Origin of the sequence: Achromobacter spanius (assembly GCF_002812705.1) — a bacterium.
Classification (GTDB): domain Bacteria; phylum Pseudomonadota; class Gammaproteobacteria; order Burkholderiales; family Burkholderiaceae_B; genus Achromobacter; species Achromobacter spanius.
This window is the reverse complement of sequence record NZ_CP025030.1, coordinates 2,327,495-2,344,771: the sequence shown is the minus strand read 5'-3', so window position 1 is coordinate 2,344,771 and position 17,277 is coordinate 2,327,495. Positions and strand designations below refer to the sequence as shown.

12 protein-coding genes are annotated in these 17,277 nt (G+C 65.4%); 11 read left to right on the top strand and 1 reads right to left on the bottom strand.

Annotation, left to right across the window (positions count from 1 at the left end):
- Positions 1 to 53 precede the first annotated feature (53 nt).
- Positions 54 to 2,117 (top strand): putative bifunctional diguanylate cyclase/phosphodiesterase, encoded by a 2,064-nt coding sequence (locus CVS48_RS10655; protein WP_100854427.1) that lies wholly within the window; start codon positions 54 to 56, stop codon positions 2,115 to 2,117.
- A gap of 125 nt (positions 2,118 to 2,242) precedes the next feature.
- Positions 2,243 to 2,725 carry a dihydrofolate reductase gene (locus CVS48_RS10650; RefSeq protein ID WP_100854426.1) on the top strand — a complete coding sequence of 161 codons (483 nt, stop codon included), beginning with the start codon at positions 2,243 to 2,245 and terminating at the stop codon, positions 2,723 to 2,725.
- Between the two features lie 87 nt (positions 2,726 to 2,812).
- On the opposite strand, the gene CVS48_RS10645 is transcribed toward CVS48_RS10650, so the two are convergent.
- Positions 2,813 to 4,231 carry an aminotransferase-like domain-containing protein gene (locus CVS48_RS10645; RefSeq protein ID WP_100854425.1) on the bottom strand — a complete coding sequence of 473 codons (1,419 nt, stop codon included), beginning with the start codon at positions 4,229 to 4,231 and terminating at the stop codon, positions 2,813 to 2,815.
- A 161-nt stretch (positions 4,232 to 4,392) separates the two neighbouring features.
- Here CVS48_RS10645 and aptA point away from each other — a divergent pair, with 161 nt between their 5' ends.
- The 9 genes from aptA to CVS48_RS10600 all read left to right on the top strand — a co-directional run bounded on the left by aptA (position 4,393) and on the right by CVS48_RS10600 (position 17,173).
- Positions 4,393 to 5,718: an omega-aminotransferase AptA gene (gene aptA / locus CVS48_RS10640; RefSeq protein ID WP_167400970.1), complete on the top strand. Its 1,326-nt coding sequence runs from the start codon at positions 4,393 to 4,395 to the stop codon at positions 5,716 to 5,718.
- Positions 5,719 to 5,834: 116 nt separating this feature from the next.
- The gene (locus tag CVS48_RS10635) at positions 5,835 to 7,328 is read left to right on the top strand and encodes a CoA-acylating methylmalonate-semialdehyde dehydrogenase (protein ID WP_100854424.1); all 1,494 of its coding nucleotides are present in this window, start codon (positions 5,835 to 5,837) and stop codon (positions 7,326 to 7,328) included.
- Positions 7,329 to 7,467: 139 nt separating this feature from the next.
- Positions 7,468 to 8,976, top strand: coding sequence for a M81 family metallopeptidase (locus tag CVS48_RS10630; protein WP_100854423.1), 1,509 nt, complete (start codon positions 7,468 to 7,470; stop codon positions 8,974 to 8,976).
- A gap of 81 nt (positions 8,977 to 9,057) precedes the next feature.
- Positions 9,058 to 10,623, top strand: coding sequence for an ABC transporter substrate-binding protein (locus CVS48_RS10625; RefSeq protein ID WP_100854422.1), 1,566 nt, complete (start codon positions 9,058 to 9,060; stop codon positions 10,621 to 10,623).
- A gap of 27 nt (positions 10,624 to 10,650) precedes the next feature.
- The gene (locus CVS48_RS10620; protein WP_100854421.1) at positions 10,651 to 11,592 is read left to right on the top strand and encodes an ABC transporter permease; all 942 of its coding nucleotides are present in this window, start codon (positions 10,651 to 10,653) and stop codon (positions 11,590 to 11,592) included.
- A gap of 9 nt (positions 11,593 to 11,601) precedes the next feature.
- Complete coding sequence (locus CVS48_RS10615; RefSeq protein ID WP_100854420.1) at positions 11,602 to 12,507, top strand: ABC transporter permease; 906 nt, start codon at positions 11,602 to 11,604, stop codon at positions 12,505 to 12,507.
- A 5-nt stretch (positions 12,508 to 12,512) separates the two neighbouring features.
- Positions 12,513 to 14,204, top strand: coding sequence for an ABC transporter ATP-binding protein (locus CVS48_RS10610; RefSeq protein ID WP_100854419.1), 1,692 nt, complete (start codon positions 12,513 to 12,515; stop codon positions 14,202 to 14,204).
- Positions 14,205 to 14,258: 54 nt separating this feature from the next.
- Entirely contained in the window at positions 14,259 to 15,668 is a 1,410-nt protein-coding gene (locus tag CVS48_RS10605) for an amidase (RefSeq protein WP_100854418.1), read from the top strand.
- 29 nt (positions 15,669 to 15,697) lie between these two features.
- Positions 15,698 to 17,173 (top strand): M81 family metallopeptidase, encoded by a 1,476-nt coding sequence (locus CVS48_RS10600; protein ID WP_100854417.1) that lies wholly within the window; start codon positions 15,698 to 15,700, stop codon positions 17,171 to 17,173.
- The last annotated feature ends 104 nt before the right edge of the window (positions 17,174 to 17,277 follow it).

Below are 17,277 nucleotides of genomic sequence, written 5' to 3'. Positions count from 1 at the left end.
TTTGATTTGAGGCCGGCGCGTCGGCAGTAAGCGCTTAGGACAGGACCGCACAAATGCTCGTTGGAACTTATAACCCTTCGCTCGTCCTCGTATCTCTAGGGGTCACCATCCTGGCGTCATATACGGCGTTGGGCATGGCCAACCGCGTGCGGGCCTCGAATGGGCTGCCGGCGGCGCGCTATTGGCTGGCGGGCGGCGCGTTCGCCATGGGCGTCGGGATCTGGTCGATGCACTTTGTGGGCATGCTGGCCTTCAACCTGCCCATACCGATGGGCTATGACCTGCCCTTGACGATACTGTCGCTGGCCATCGCCATCGGGTGCTCGGCCTTTGCGTTGTGGATCGTGTGCAAGGACGAACTGCCTTGGCGCCGCTTGCTCAGCGGCGCGCTGCTGATGGGAGCGGGAATCGCCGCGATGCACTATCTGGGCATGGCCGCCATGCGCATGGAGCCCGGCATCGCCTACGACGCGAAGTGGTTTGCGCTGTCCATCCTGATTGCGGTGGCGGCCTCGGGCGCCGCGCTGTGGATTACCTATCGGCTGCGCCACGACGGACCGCGCGTGGCCTTGTCGCGGCCGCTGGCGTCGGTGGTCATGGGCATCGCCATCGTCGGCATGCACTATTCGGGCATGAAAGCCGCCGCCTTCCCCGCCGGCAGCATCTGCATGGCGGCCGATGGCGGGATCTCGGCGGGCTGGCTGGCCATCGCCGTGACGGCCGTCACCTTGAGCGTGCTGGCCATTGCGCTGGTGGTGGCGGTGCTGGACAACCGACTGGAGGCGCGCACGTCGGCGCTGGCTTCTTCCCTGGCCGAAGCCAATGAAGAACTGGTGCAGCTGGCCCTGCACGACACGCTGACCAAGCTGCCCAACCGCATCCTGCTGGAAGACCGCATGGAGCAGGCCATCGAGGGCGCTAGCCGGCGCAAGGGCTATTTCGCCGTGCTGTTCTTTGATCTGGACGGTTTCAAGGCGGTCAACGACGCGTACGGCCACCACACGGGCGATGCCTTGCTGATCGACCTGGCCCAGCGCATCCGCCAAGCCCTGCGCACGCAGGACACGGTGGCGCGCCTGGGGGGTGACGAATTCATCGTGCTAAGCGAAGTCATCGAACCCACCGACGCCGCCAACGTGGCCGACCGGCTGATCGAAGCCATCGCGCGCCCGGTCATGGTCTATGGCCACGAAGTACTGGTGACCTCAAGCGTGGGCATCGCCATCTACCCGAACGACGGCGAAGACACCCACACGCTGCTGACCAACGCCGACGCCGCCATGTACCACGCCAAGCGCCTGGGCGGCACCGGCTACAGCTTCTTCGAACCATCCATGAACGCGGACGCGCATGAGCAGATCGAGCTGCTGCACGACCTGCGCCTGGCGCAGGAGCGCGGCCAGTTCGTGCTGCACTATCAGCCCAAGTATGAAGCGCCGGCAGGGCCGATCATCGGCGCCGAGGCGCTGCTGCGCTGGAACCATCCCACGCGCGGCCTGGTCGGGCCGGACCAGTTCATTCCCACCGCTGAAAAAACGGGCTTGATCCTGTCGATCGGCGAATGGGTGATCAACGAGGCGTGCCGGCAGATGCGGGAATGGATCAACGCCGGCCAGTCGCACTGGACCATCGCCGTCAATATTTCGGCCTTGCAGTTTGCCCACGCCAGCTTGGTGGAGACGGTGCGCGGGGCGCTGGCGCGGCACGATGTGCCCCCTTCCTGCCTGACGCTGGAAGTCACCGAGTCCACCGCCATGCGCGATGCCGAGGCCAGCCTGGCCGTGCTCAAGCGCCTGTCGGGCCTGGGCGTCACGATCTCGATCGACGATTTCGGCACGGGCTATTCCAGCCTGCTGTATCTGAAGCGCCTGCCGGCGACGGAACTGAAGATCGACCGCGGCTTTGTGAATCAACTGGAAAACGACAACGAGGATGCGGCGATCGTGTCGGCCATCGTCGCCTTGGCGCAGCAATTGAACCTGCGCATCGTCGCCGAGGGCGTGGAAACCGCCGCGCAGCAGAAGTTCCTGACGGGGCTGGGCTGTGATTCGCTGCAAGGATTTTTGCTGGGCCGACCGATGCCCGCGACTGAATTCCTGGAACACGCGGCGAACTGAGGGAGAGCAGGCGCCCCGGCCAGCAACCGACTGCCCTCCCGCGTCCCAGCAGGCGACCGAATTTGCTACGCTTACGCCGTCGCGCGGGCCGACTTCCGGCCCCGCCCCAACCGTAGCCAACCCGCATGCCCGCCAGCCTTACCCTGATCGTCGCCTACTCCACCAATCGCGTCATCGGACGCGACAACGCCCTGCCCTGGAAACTGCCGGGCGATCTGGCGCATTTCAAACGCAGCACGCTGGGTCATCCCATCATCATGGGCCGCAAGACCTGGGATTCCCTGGGCCGCCCGCTGCCGGGCCGCAGCAATATCGTGATCAGCCGCAATCCGGATTTCAGCGCAGCCGGCGCCACCGTGGTGCCCACGCTGGAAGCCGCTATCGCCGCGTGCGGTGATGTGCAGGAAGCCTTCGTGATTGGCGGCGCGCAGATCTATGCGCAAGCCTTGCCGATGGCGCAACGGGTGCTGGCGACGGAAGTGCACGCCGATGTGGAGGGCGACGCGTTCTTTCCGTTGTTGCCGTCGTTTCAGTGGAAGGAAACGGCGCGTGACGCGCAGCCGGCGGAGAACGGCTATGAATATGATTTTGTGGTTTATGAGCGGTGAGGGGTGCGGGGCCGGGCTAATGGGTTGCGCGCGGTCGGCGATGGGATTTTTCTGACGGCTGTGCCGCGCTACACCCATCCTACCGATTTAGGCCGCCCCCGCATTCCGCATGAATCGCCACAACGCCGGCGCCTCGGAATACGCCACGTTGAACCGTACCCAGGGCGTATCGGCCTCATCCACGTCGAAATACGACCCCGGCGCCAGCCAGATGCCGTCCTTCAAGGCCAGCTCGGCCAAGCCATTGGCGCCACGCTCGCGCCACGTTCCCGCCACCTTCGCCCATAGAAACAATCCGCCTTGCGGCCGGCCATGGATCTCGAAACCGTGTTGCCGCATCTGCTCGGCCACCACCCCATGCGCCTCGGCCAGCCGTTCGCGGGTGCGGGCAATGTGCGCGCGGTAGCGGCCTTCGCGAATCACCTGGTGCACGATGCGTTCCATGATCTCTGGCGAGGTCAGCCCCACCGCCATCTTGGTGCGCGCAATGTCGCGGACCAGGTCGCGGTGCGCCACCACATAGCCCACGCGCACCGACGGGCTGATCACCTTGGAATACCCGCCCAGGTAGACCACCCGCTGCGCACCGTCCAGCGCTGCCAGCATCGGCGTCACGCCCGGCGCCAGCTCGCGCGATATATCGTCTTCAATCACCCACAAGCCATGCCGCTCGGCCGCTTGCAGAATGCGAAACGCATTGGCCATGCCGATGCTGGCGCCCGACGGGTTCTGCAACACCGTATTGATGAACAGCGCGCGCGGCCGATGCTGCGCCGCCACACGCTCCAGCGCTTCGCAGTCCAGCCCGTCCACCGTGCGCGGCACCGACACCACGCGCAGCCCCGCCAGCCGCAGCATCTGCAACAGGTTGGCGTAGGCGGGCTGCTCGACCACCACCGTGTCGCCCGGCCGCAGCAAGGTGCGGATGACCATGTCCAGGCCATGCGTGACCCCTTGGGTCAGCAGCACCTGCGACGCCTCCACCTCCATCCCTTGCGCGCTCAAACTGGCCGCGATGGTTTCACGCAGCGGCGCATAACCGTAGGGGTGCCCGTAATTGGCGATGCGCATCGCCGGCACCCGGCCCATGTGGCGCAGAGCCACATGCAGCCCCTCTTCATTCAGCCATTCCCCTGGCAACCAGCCGCAGCCCGATTTGATGGGGATGGAGTGGTCGGCAAAGATGTCGGACAGCAGCCAGCCCGCATTCAGGCGCGGCGGTTCCCATGACAGCGGTTCGCCCCGGCGCGCAGGTGCGTCCGGCGAGGCCACCCGATAGCCCGCACCCGGCCTCGCGGCCAGCCAACCCAGCGACACCAGCCGGCTATAGGCGCTGGCCACGGTGAAGGTGCTGACGCCGTACTGGCGCGCGAACTCGCGCACCGAGGGTAGGGACATACCCGGACGCAGGGTTTGTTCTTCAATGGCGCGCAGGATGGCCGCCACCAGTTGTTCCACCAGAGTGGGCGCCAGTCCGCGAGCGCGGTTGGGCTGGAAATCAATCACGACGATAACTGTACAGTTGAGCCACTCGTGACTATACAGTTAGCGGCCTTTGCGCAGATCGTATATTTTCATTCCCCCTGGGACGGACCAGAATCAACTGAATCCCGGCGGCAGCGCCTTTTCCCTTGCTGCGCAGCCGTTTCGTTCTCCCTGGAGCCGCCATGAACGCCCCCGCCAATTTGCCCGACTTGTCCCATCTCTGGATGCCCTTCACTGCCAACAAGCAGTTCAAGGCCCACCCGCGCATGCTGGCAACGGCCAAAGGCATGTACTACACCTCGGCCGATGGCCGTCAGATCCTGGACGGCACCGCCGGCCTGTGGTGCGTCAACGCCGGCCACGGCCGCGAGGAAATCGTCGAGGCCATCTCCCGCCAGGCCGGCATCATGGACTACGCGCCGGGCTTCCAACTGGGCCACCCGCTGGCCTTCGAAGCCGCCACCGCAGTCGCCAGCCTGATGCCCCAAGGGCTGGACCGCGTCTTCTTCACGAACTCGGGTTCCGAATCCGTCGACACGTCCCTGAAAATTGCACTGGCTTATCACCGCGCGCGCGGCGACGGCCAGCGCACCCGCCTGATCGGCCGTGAACGCGGCTATCACGGCGTGGGCTTTGGCGGCATTTCGGTCGGTGGCATCTCGACCAACCGCAAGACCTTCTCGGGCGCGCTGCTGCCCTCGGTTGACCATCTGCCGCACACCCACAACCTGGAGCAGAACGCCTACTCCAAGGGCCAACCCGCGTGGGGCGCCAACCTGGCCGACGAACTGGAACGCATCGTGGCCTTGCACGACGCGTCCACCATCGCCGCCGTGATCGTCGAACCCATGGCGGGCTCCACCGGCGTGCTGATTCCGCCCAAGGGCTACCTGGAAAAGCTGCGCGAAATTACCTCCAAGCACGGCATCCTGCTGATTTTTGACGAAGTCATCACCGCCTACGGCCGCCTGGGCGCCGCCACCGCGTCCGAATTCTTCGGCGTCACGCCGGACATCATCGCCATGGCCAAGGGCGTCAGCAATGCCGCCGTGCCGGCCGGCGCGGTTGCCGTCAAGCGCGAAGTCCACGACGCCATCGTCAACGGCCCGGCGGGCGGCATTGAGTTCTTCCACGGCTACACCTATTCGGCGCACCCGCTGGCCGCCGCCGCCATCCTGGCCACGCTGGACATCTACCGCCGCGAAGACCTGTTCGGCCGCGCCCGCAAGTTGTCGGGCGCGTTCCAGGAAGCCGCGCACAGCCTGAAGGGCGCGCCGCACGTCATCGACGTGCGCAACCTGGGCCTGGTTGCCGGCATTGAACTGTCGCCGCGCGCGGGCGCACCGGGCGCACGCGCCGGCGAGGTCTTTCAGAAGTGCTTCGACAGCGGCCTGATGGTGCGCTATACCGGCGATATCATCGCCGTGTCGCCCCCGCTGATCATCGACGAAGCCCAGATCGGCCAGATCTTCGAACAGATCGGGAAGATCCTGAAGGAAGTCGCGTAAATCCGATGATGACGCTGCCCTTGCGGCCGCGCCGCAACCCATGACACCTCTTGCGGGCGGCCCTGTGCCGCCCGCAAGAGGTTTTTGAAGAATCACCGCCCAGAGCCTTTCGCACCATGAAGAAGATCTCCCATTTCATCAACGGCCAGCATTTCGATGGCCGCAGCAGCCGCTACGCCGACGGCTTCAATCCGGCCACGGGCGAAATCTGCTCGTCCATTCCGCTGGCCTCGACCGAAGACGTGGCGCTGGCCGTGGCGGCTGCCAAGGCAGCGTTCCCGGCCTGGTCGGAAACCCCCGCGCTCAAGCGCGCCCGCATCCTGTTCAACTTCAAGGCGCTGCTGGACCAGCACCAGGACGAACTGGCCGAGCTCATCACCCGCGAACACGGCAAGGTGTTCTCGGATGCCAAGGGCGAAGTCATGCGCGGCATCGAGATCGTCGAATTCGCCTGCGGCATTCCGCAACTGCTCAAGGGCCAGTATTCCGACCAGATCGGCGGCGGCATCGACAACTGGAGCATGCGCCAGGCCCTGGGCGTGGTGGCCGGCGTGACGCCGTTCAACTTCCCGATGATGGTGCCGTGCTGGATGTTCCCGGTGGCCATTGCCTGCGGCAACACCTTCGTGCTCAAGCCGTCTGAACGCGACCCGTCAGCGTCCCTGCGCCTGGCCGAACTGCTGACCGAAGCCGGCCTGCCCCCCGGCGTCTTCAACGTGGTCCATGGCGACAAGCTGGCCGTGGACGCGCTCATCGGGCACCCGGACGTCGAAGCGCTGTCGTTCGTGGGCTCGACCCCCATCGCCGAATACATTTATTCCGAAGGCACCAAGCGCGGCAAGCGCGTGCAGGCGCTGGGCGGGGCCAAGAATCACTTGGTTGTCATGCCCGATGCCGACCTGGACCAGGTTACCGATGCCTTGATGGGCGCGGCCTATGGCTCGGCCGGCGAACGCTGCATGGCGATCTCGGTGGCCGTGGCGGTGGGCGACGTGGCCGACAAGGTTGTCGAACGCCTGGCCCCGCGCGTGAAGGCGCTGATCGTCAAGGACGGCATGAACGCCGACGCCGAGATGGGCCCGCTGGTTACCGCGCAGCATCGCAACAAGGTCATGGGCTACATCGAAGACGGCATCGCGGCAGGCGCGGACCTGGTCGTCGATGGCCGGGGACTGACCGTGCCCGGCAACGAAAAGGGCTACTTCCTGGGCGGCACGCTGTTCGACAACGTCAAGCCCGCGATGAACATCTATCGCGAAGAAATCTTCGGACCGGTGCTGTGCATCGTGCGCGTGCCCGACTTCGCCAGCGCAGTTGAACTGATCAACGCGCACGAGTTCGGCAACGGCGTGGCGTGCTTCACGTCGGACGGCGGCGTAGCGCGTGCCTTCGCGCGCCAGATCAAGGTCGGCATGGTGGGCATTAACGTGCCGATTCCCGTGCCGATGGCATGGCATTCGTTCGGCGGCTGGAAGCGTTCGCTGTTTGGCGACCACCACGCCTACGGCGAAGAAGGCATCCGCTTCTACTCGCGCTACAAGAGCGTGATGCAGCGCTGGCCCGACAGCATCGCCAAGGGCGCGGAATTCACCATGCCCGTGGCGAAGTAAACCGCCCGCGCGCCTTTACGTTTTCATCGCACTGTATTCAAGAAGGATGCATTACCCGGCTTTTGCATAGGGCGCGGCTTCGGCCGCGCCCGGCCAGTACCACGACACAGCAACATCAAACAACACAAGGGGATGCCTGATGCGCATCGGTATAGGCGGCTTTCAGCACGAAACCAATACGTTCGCGCCTTCGCGCGCAACGTGGGAAGATTTTGCCGAGAAAGGCGGCGGTTGGCCAAAACTGGTCAGCGGCCCCGCGATGTTCCAAGCCGTGGCAGGCGCCAACATTCCCGTGGCGGGCTTCATCGAAGCCATGAGCCAGCACACGCTTGTGCCCACCACCTGGGCCGCGGCCAGCCCGTCGGGCCCGGTCACCAAAGACGCTTTTGAACGCATCAGCGCGTTGATCTTGCAAGGCTTGTCCGACGCCCTGCCGCTGGACGGCGTCTACCTGGACCTGCATGGCGCCATGGTCACCGAACACCTGGACGACGGCGAAGGCGAACTGCTCAAGCGCGTGCGCGACCTCGTCGGCCCCGATGTGCCCGTGGTCGCCAGCCTGGACCTGCACGCCAACGTCACGCGCGCCATGGTGCGCCACGCCGACGCGCTGGTCTGCTATCGCACGTATCCCCACATCGACATGGCCGAAACCGGGCAACGCGCGGCGTCGCTGCTGTCCCTGCGGCTGGCCGGCATGCCGCGCCCGTACGCATCGCTGCGCGCCCTGCCCTACCTGATTTCACTGTGCTGGCAGTCCACCGACATCGAACCCTCGCGCAGCCTGTACGCGCAAGTGGGCGAGATTGAATCGCGCGGCGCTACCAGCTTGTCATTCGCCACCGGCTTTCCCGCCGCTGACTTCCCCGAATGCGCGCCCACCGTGTGGGCCTACGGCGCGACGCAAGCCGAAGCCGACGCGGCCGCCGCTGAAATGGCGCGCGCCGTGCTGAACGCTGAACGCGACTTCGGCGGCAAGCTCTACACGCCCGATGAAGCCGTGGAAGAAGCCATGCGGATCGCGCGCGACGCCAACAAGCCCGTCGTCATCGCCGACGCACAAGACAACCCCGGCGCGGGCGGCAGTTCCGACACCACGGGCATGCTGCGCGCCTTGATCCGCCACGATGCGCGCGACGCCGCCATCGGCCTGATCGTCGACCCCGCCGCCGCTCTGGCCGCGCACCGCGCGGGCGTCGGAAACAAGGTACGGATTGCACTAGGTGGACACTCGGGTATTCCCGACGACGAGCCGCTGGACAGCGAATTCATCGTCGAGAAAACGTCAGATGGACGCTTCGATACGCACGGCGCTTTCTACCGCGGATTCCACATGGACCTGGGCCCCAGCGCCTGCCTGCGCATCGGCGGCGTGCGCATCATCGTCGCGTCGAACAAGGTGCAGATGGCGGACCAGGAGATGTTCCGGTTCGCCGGCGTGGAACCCACGCGCGCCGCGATTCTGGTGGTGAAGAGCTCCGCGCATTTCCGCGCGGATTTCACGGCCATCGCGCAAACGATCCTGGTCTGCGCCGCCCCCGGCTCCATGCTGATGGATGCGGCAAAACAACCATGGACACGGTTGCGTCCCGGCATCAGAATGGCGCCTTGCGGACCGGTGTTTTCCGGCCGGGCCGCAACCGCCTGACCCTCGTACGCCGCCATCGAGCGGCGCGTTAACGACGTAGCGGCCGACCGTGCCGCTCACACCGCTTCAAGGGGAATCTCCATGCTCAAGTTTGTCCGAGCGGCCGCGCTGGCCGGTGCAACGTTGATGATGGCTCACGGCGCGTACGCCGAAACCGTCATCAAGTCCGTCATGCACTCGCCGTTGCGCCTGACCGACCCGCACGCCACCACCGCGTACATCACGACGTGGCACGGCTACATGATCTACGACACCTTGCTGGCCACCGACGCCAACAACAAGATCCAGCCGCAGATGCTTGAGAAGTGGGAAGTCTCGCCCGACGGCAAGACCTACACGATGACCTTGCGCGACGGCCAGAAGTGGCATGACGGCAAGCCCGTCACGTCCGAAGATTGCGTGGCCTCGATCAAGCGCTGGGCCGCCGGCGACGGCATGGGCCGCACGCTGCTCAAGTTCACCGACAAGATCGAAGTCATCGACGACAAGAACTTTCGCATCGTCATGAAAGAACCCACGGACCTGGCGCTGCGCGCCCTGTCCAAGCCCACCGGCACCGCGCCGTTCATGATGCCCAAGCGCATCGCTGAACAAGCCATCGGCAAGCCCATCACCGACATGACCGGTTCGGGTCCGTTCAAGGTCATCGAATTCAAGCCGGGCGTGAAGACGGTGTACGCCAAGAACGCCGACTACGTGCCGCGCAAGGAACCCGCCAGCGGCCTGGCCGGCGGCAAGGTCGTGAACGTGGACAAGGTCGAATGGGACGTCATGCCCGACGCGCTGACGACCGCCAACGCGCTGCTGGGCGGCGAGATCGACTTCGTCGAACAGTTCCCGTATGACCTGTTGCCCATGATCGAAGGCAACCCCGACCTGAAGGAAGAATCGCTCAGCCCGGTCGGCTACTTCACGATGTACCGCTTCAACTTCAAGTACCCGCCCTTCGACAACAAGAAGATCCGCCAGGCCGCCATGTACGCCATCGGCCAGGAAGATGTGATGAAGGCGCTGGTGGGCAATCCCAAGTACTGGCAGACCTGCGCATCGCTGTGGGGTTGCGGCACGCCGATGGAATCCGATATCGGCAAGGACATCGTGGTGCCGTCGAACATCGAAAAAGCCAAGGCGCTGCTGAAGGAAGCGGGCTACGACAACACGCCTATCCTGGTCATGCACGCCACCGACGTGGGCACGCTGTCGGCCCAACCTGTAGTGATGGCCCAGGCGCTGCGCAAGGCCGGCTTCAACGTCAACCTGGCCGCAATGGACTGGCAAAGCGTGGCCACGCGCCGCGCCTCGAAGGCCGCGCCGGCTGAAGGCGGCTGGAACATCCACAACACCAACTGGTACGCCACCGACGTGATGGACCCGGTACGTTCCGCGCCCGCCGCCGCCAACGGCGACAACGCCTGGTTCGGCTGGCCCGACATGCCGAAGGTAGAAGAACTGCGCACCAAGTTCGCCCTGACGTCCGACCCTGCCGAGCAGAAGAAGATCGCCGACGAACTGCAGCGCATCGGCATCGACGAAGGCCTGTACGTGCCGCTGGGCCAGATGTCCGTGCCCACCGTCTACTCGACCAAGCTCTCCGGCCTGGTGCATGCACCGGTCTTTGCGTTCTGGAACGTCAAGAAAGCTCCTTAAAGGGGCAAGCAGTTCAGGGGGAAATACATGCTGGCATTTGTCTCACGCCGGCTCCTCGCGACCATCCCCGTTTTGGTGATGGTCGCGGTGGTGGTCTTCGCGATATTGCGTTTCAGCCCGGGTGACCCGGCCATCATCATGGCGGGCGACGGCGCCACGCCTGAACGTATCGTCCAGATACGGCAGACGATGGGCCTGGACCAACCGGTCATCAAGCAGTTCTTCATCTGGGGCGGCAAGCTCCTGCAAGGCGATCTGGGCACCTCGCTCATGTCGGGCGTGCCGGTCACCAAACTGATCGCACAACGCCTGGAACCGTCCATGAGCCTGGCGGTGCTGACACTGGTCTTTACTTTGCTGGTCGCCATCCCGCTGGGCATCCTGGCGGCATGGCGGCAAGGCAAGTTGCTGGACCGCGCCGTGATGGGCTTTTCGGTGCTGGGCTTTTCAGTACCGGTGTTCGTCACGGGTTACCTGCTGATCTGGCTGTTCGCCATCAAGCTGGGCTGGTTCAACGTGCAGGGCTATGCGCCGCTGGCCAAGGGCTTCTGGCCGTATCTGCACCGGCTCATCCTGCCGTCACTGGCCTTGTCCACGGTGTATGTCGCGTTGATCGCACGCATCACGCGCACCAGCGTGATCGAGGTCATGGGTGAAGACTTCATCCGCACCGCGCGCTCCAAGGGCCTGGGCGAAACCGGCGTGCTGCTCGGCCATGCGCTGCGCAACGCGGCCGTGCCCATCGCCACGGTGGTGGGCCTGGGCATCGCGCTCTTGATCAGCGGCGTGGTCGTGACCGAATCGGTGTTCAACATTCCCGGCCTGGGCCGCTTGGTGGTGGAAGCCGTGCTGGCGCGCGACTACCCCGTCATCCAGGGCCTGACGTTGTTCTTCGCGTTCGTCTACGTGTTCATCAATCTGGTTGTCGATTGCGCCTACACGGTGTTCGACCCGCGAATCAGGTACTAGGGCAGAGCCATGCAAACGCCAACCGATGCCGCCGCGCAAGCGGCCGCCGACCTTCCCGGAGGCGGCACTCCTCACGTCACCGCCTGGCGGCAAGTCCGCCAGGGCCTCAAAAGCTGGCCGGTCATGCTGGCGCTGGTGGTGCTGGTCGCCATCGTCGCCATCGCCGTGTTCGCGCCGCTGCTGGGCACGGTGGACCCCACATTCATCGACCCGGGCTCGCGCCTGAAGCAACCCTTTACCGACTTCCTGTTCGGCACCGACGCCTTCGGCCGCGACGTCTGGTCGCGCGTGGCCTACGGCGCGCGCATCTCGCTGATCGCGGGCCTGGGCGCCGCGGTGGTCAGCGTCGTCCTCGGCCTGATCATCGGCGTCATCGCCGGCTGGTTCCGGTCGCTGGACGGGTTCATCATGCGCACCATGGACGCCATCATGGCCATCCCCGGCATCCTGCTGGCGATTGCCCTGGTGTCCGTCACCGGCGCCAGCATCATGACCGTGCTGATCGCCATCACCATCCCGGAAATTCCTCGGGTGGTGCGGTTGGTGCGCGGGCAGATCCTGACCGTGCGCGGCGAACCCTATGTGGAAGCCGCGCTGGCGCTGGGCACGCCCTTGCCCCTGCTCTTGTGGCGCCACATGGTGCCCAGCACCATCGCGCCGCTGACGGTGCAGGGCACCTACGTGTTCGCCTCCGCCATGCTGACCGAGGCCATCCTCAGCTTTCTGGGCGCGGGCATCCCGCCCGAGATCGCCTCGTGGGGCAACATCATGTCCGAAGGCCGCATGTACTTCCGCATGCTGCCCGGCCTGATTCTCTTTCCCGGCCTGTTCCTGTCGCTGACGGTGCTTAGCGTGAACATTCTGGGTGACGCCCTGCGCGACGCGCTGGACCCGAAAATGGTGCGCAGGATCTGATGCCGATGACCTACTCTCCTATTCCCCCCGCGGGCGACACCTCGTCCGCCATCCTGGCCATTCGCAACCTGTCGGTGGAAGTGGCCGGCGCGGGCAACCGCGTCGTGCGCAACCTGAGCCTGGACGTGCATGCTGGTGAAACGGTGTGCGTGGTTGGCGAATCCGGCTCCGGCAAATCGGTCACGTCGCTGGCCGTGATGGGCCTCTTGCCGCCCGGAGTGCTGTCGATCAGCGCGGGCTCCATCCGCGTGGAAGGCGAAGACGTGGCCACCGCGTCGCAACGACGCTTGCGCGAAATGCGCGCGACCCGCATGGCCATGGTGTTCCAGGAACCCATGACCGCGCTGAACCCCGTGCACACTGTGGGCAAGCAGGTAGACGAAGTGCTGCGCCTGCACCGCAAGGGCATGAGCGCCGCCGAACGCCGCGCCAAGGTGCTGGACATGTTCCAGTCGGTGCACCTGCCGGATGTCGAACGCATATTCGAGGCGTACCCGCACCAGTTGTCGGGCGGCCAGCGCCAGCGCATCGTGATCGCGATGGCGCTGATCCTGGAACCCAAGCTGCTGATCGCCGACGAGCCCACCACCGCGCTGGACGTGACCACGCAAAAGCAGATCCTGGCGCTGATCAAGGAATTGCAGGTCAAGCACAAGACCGCCGTGCTGTTCATCACGCACGACTTCGGCGTGGTGGCCGAGATTTCGGATCGCATCGTGGTGATGAACCGGGGCGACCTGATCGAAAGCGGCACACGCAACGAAATCCTGGCCGAACCCAAGCAGTCGTATACGCGGCGCCTGGTGTCGTCCGTGCCCAGCCTGGTGCCCAACCGCCGCGAGGCGCCCGACGGCCAGCCGGTATTGCACGTCAAGGGCCTGGGCCGCACCTATGCCGGGAAAAGCTCGTTGTTTTCCCGCACGGCCGCGCAGAACGTCATTGCCGCGTCCGACGTGAACCTGACGCTGCGCAAGGGTGAAATCCTGGGCATCGTGGGGGAATCCGGTTCGGGAAAATCCACGGTGGCGCGTTGCATCGTGCGCCTGATCGAACCCACCGCCGGCCACATGATGATGGGCGGCGAAGACCTCAGCACGCTGTCCGGCTCGGCCTTGCGCCCGGTGCGCCGTCGCATCCAGATTGTGTTCCAGGACCCCTACCGGTCGCTGAACCCGCGCCGCACGGTGGGGGAATCCATCATCGAAGGCCTGCTCAATTTCGGCATGCCGCGCGACCAGGCCGTGAAGCGCGCGGGCGAAACGCTGACCGTGGTGGGCATGAGCCCCGACGCCATGCGCCGCTATCCGCATCAGTTCTCTGGTGGCCAACGCCAGCGCATCTGCATTGCCCGCGCGCTGGTGATGGACCCTGAAATCCTGGTGGCCGATGAAGCCGTGTCGGCGCTGGACGTGTCCGTGCAGGCGCAGGTGCTGGAACTGCTGGAGCAGGTGCGCCAACGCACCGGCGTGGGCGTGCTGTTCATCACCCACGACTTGCGCGTGGCCGCGCAGATTTGCGACACGATCATGGTCATGCAGCACGGCAAGGTCGTTGAGACCGGCTCGGCCCAAACCGTGCTGACCGATCCTCGGCATGAATACACGCGCACCTTGATCGACGCGGCGCCGGGGCGCGACTGGGACTTCCGCAACTTCCAGCCCGTTGCCACCACGCTGGCGCAAGCCGCGGCGTCTTGATGTGCTGATGCGCTGATCACCCGAACTGCCTTCCTTCGCAACACTGGAACCGAGATGTCACAACCGCATGAATTGTCCGCTCAGGAACTGCTGCAGGCGTATCGCGACAAGACCCTGTCGCCCGTAGAAGCCACGCGCTCCGTGCTGGAACACATCGAGCGCTGGGAACCCCACCTGAAGGCCACCTATGCGCTGGACCCCGAAGGCGCGCTGGCGATGGCTCGCGCCTCTGAGGCCCGCTGGATGAAGGGCGAGCCGCAGTCGGCCGGCGGCTACTCGCTGGACGGCGTGCCCGCCACCATCAAGGAAAACATCGCCACGCGCGGCACGCCCGTGCCCTTGGGCACCGCCGCCACCGAGCTGACCCCGGCGGCAGCCGACGCGCCGCCCGCGGCTCGCATGCGCGAAGCGGGCGCGGTGCTGCTGGGCAAGACCACCATGCCCGACTTCGGCATGCTGTCCTCGGGCCTGTCCAGCTTTCATGAACTGACGCGGAACCCCTGGGACCTGAGCAAGAACCCGGGCGGCTCCAGCGCCGGCGCGGGCGCAGCCGCCGCTGCCGGCTACGGCCCCTTGCACATCGGCACCGACATCGGCGGTTCGGTGCGCCTGCCGGCCGCCTGGTGCGGCATTGCCACGCTGAAACCCAGCCTGGGCCGCATCCCCATCGACCCGCCCTTCATGGGCCGCTGCGCCGGCCCCATGACGCGCACCATCACCGACAGCGCGCTGATGATGGGCGTGCTGTCGCAGCCCGATGCGCGCGACCACATGAGCTTGCCCTTCCAGGACTTTGACTGGCTGAACCTGGCGCAAGACGTCAAAGGCCTGCGCATCGGCCTGTTGATGGACGCCGGCTGCGGCCTGCCGCTGGACCCGGAAGTGCGCGAGGCCGTGCAAGCCGCCGCCCAATCCTTCGAAGCGGCGGGCGCCATCGTCACGCCCATGCTGCCGTGGATGACGCCCGACATGCTGGAAGGCGTGGACCGCTTCTGGCGCACGCGCTCGTCCATAGACCTGGCCGCGCTGTCTGAAGACCGCCGCGCCAAGATCCTGCCGTTCATCCGCGCCTGGGCGGAAAGCGGTGGCGGCCAGAGCGGCGAGGCCGTGTTCAAGAGCTACTACGAAACGCTGAACGTGCGCGCCAAGACCGTGGCCGCCTGCGCCCCCTTCGACTACGTGCTGTCGCCCGTGGCGCCGGTTGTGGCGTACAACGCCGAATGGCCGTCGCCCACCAATGAAGTCGCCACGACCATGCACCACATCGGCTTCACGCTGCCCTTCAACATGAGCGAACAGCCCGCCGCATCGGTTAACTGCGGCTACACGCGGGCGGGCCTGCCGATCGGTTTGCAGATTGCCGGCGCGCGCTTTGACGACCTGGGCGTGCTGCGCGTGGCACGCGCCTGGGAACAGATGCGCCCCGCGCAGCATCCTTGGCCGCAGCCCCCCAAGACGAACTGAGCTTCCCCTACCCTTCCACAGGAATTCCCATGCGTTGGCTCTTGGCAATGATCAAGCACGAGACGAATACCTATTCGCCCGTGCCGACCCCGCTGGAACGATTTTTCCGCGGCAGTCCTGAAATCCTGGCTGGCGACCGCGCCATCAAGGCCTACGAGAACACCGACAGCGGACTGGGCGGGTATATCGAAGTAGCCCGTCGCGTGGGCGCGGAAATCGTTGTGCCCGTGGCGGCCGAGTCCTGGCCCAGCGGCCCCACCAGCGCCGATACCCACGAACGCCTGTGCAAGCTGGTGCTGGACCAGGTCAAGCTGGGCGGCTTTGACGCCATCTTGCTGGACCTGCACGGCGCCATGGTGGCCGAAGGCGTGGAAGACGCGGAAGGCGACCTGCTGCGCCGCCTGCGCGAAATCGACCCGACCACGCCCGTGGCCGTCACGCTGGACATGCACGCCAACATCTACGACGACATCGTCAACAACGCCACCGTCATCAGCGGCTTTCACACCTATCCGCACGTGGACATCCGTGAAGCCGGCGTACGCGCGGCCAACGTCATCGTCCGCACGCTCAAGGGTGAAATCAAACCCGTCATGAGCTGGGCCAACAAGCCCATGCTGCCGCACATCATGTGCCAGGGCACGCACGCCGCGCCCAATAAGCCCTTGCAAGAGCGTTGCAAGGAACTGGAAGCAAGCGGCGTGCTGGCGGCGTCGGTCTTCGTGGGCTTTCCGCATGCGGACATCCGCGAAGCCGGCTTGAGCGCCGTCGTCTGTACGGACGGCAACCTGCAAGACGCTGAGAAACACCGCGACGAATTGCTGGAACGCGCCTGGGCAGGCCGCGCCGACTGGGTCTTCCACCCTGAACCCCTGGAACCCACCATCGCGCGCGCCAAACAGATCGAGCAAGGCCCCGTCGTGTTGCTGGACCACTTCGACAACACCGGCTCGGGCGGCACCATGGACACCACCACGGTGCTGGCCGAAGTGCTGCGCCAGGAACTCGATAACGTCGTGTTCTACGCCATTTGCGACCCGGATGCGGCGCAAGAAGCCGCCACCGCGGGCGTGGGCAAGACCATCACGATCAAGCTGGGCGGCAAGCTGGCCATGCCCGCCATCAAGCAACCCAGCGAACCGCTGGAAGTGACGGGCCGCGTCAAACTGGTGTTTGACGGCGTCTACCTGAGCCGGGGCCCCATGTACCGGGGCGTGCGCAACGACACGGGCCTGACCGTCGTCATCGACACCGGCCGGGTCGAGATCGTGGTGGTGTCGCGCCACCAGGAACCCTTCGACATCAACTGCCTGCTGTCGGCCGGCATCGACCCGCTGCAGAAGCGCTATGTGGTGCTGAAAAGCCGGGTGCACTGGCGCGCGGGCTTTTCCGATATGGCGACGGAAGTCATCGAATGTACCGGCGTGGGCGTCACCACGTCCGATTACAGCCAGCTTGAATTCAAGAACGTGCGCCGCCCGATCTACCCATTGGACCCGCTGTAAGGGATGCTTTAAGCGCGCCAAACCCGCGCTTGAAGCTCAGGATTGTCGACAAAAAGGCCAGCGCTGATCGCTGGCCTTTCATTTTGAAACCTCCCGTAACTGCG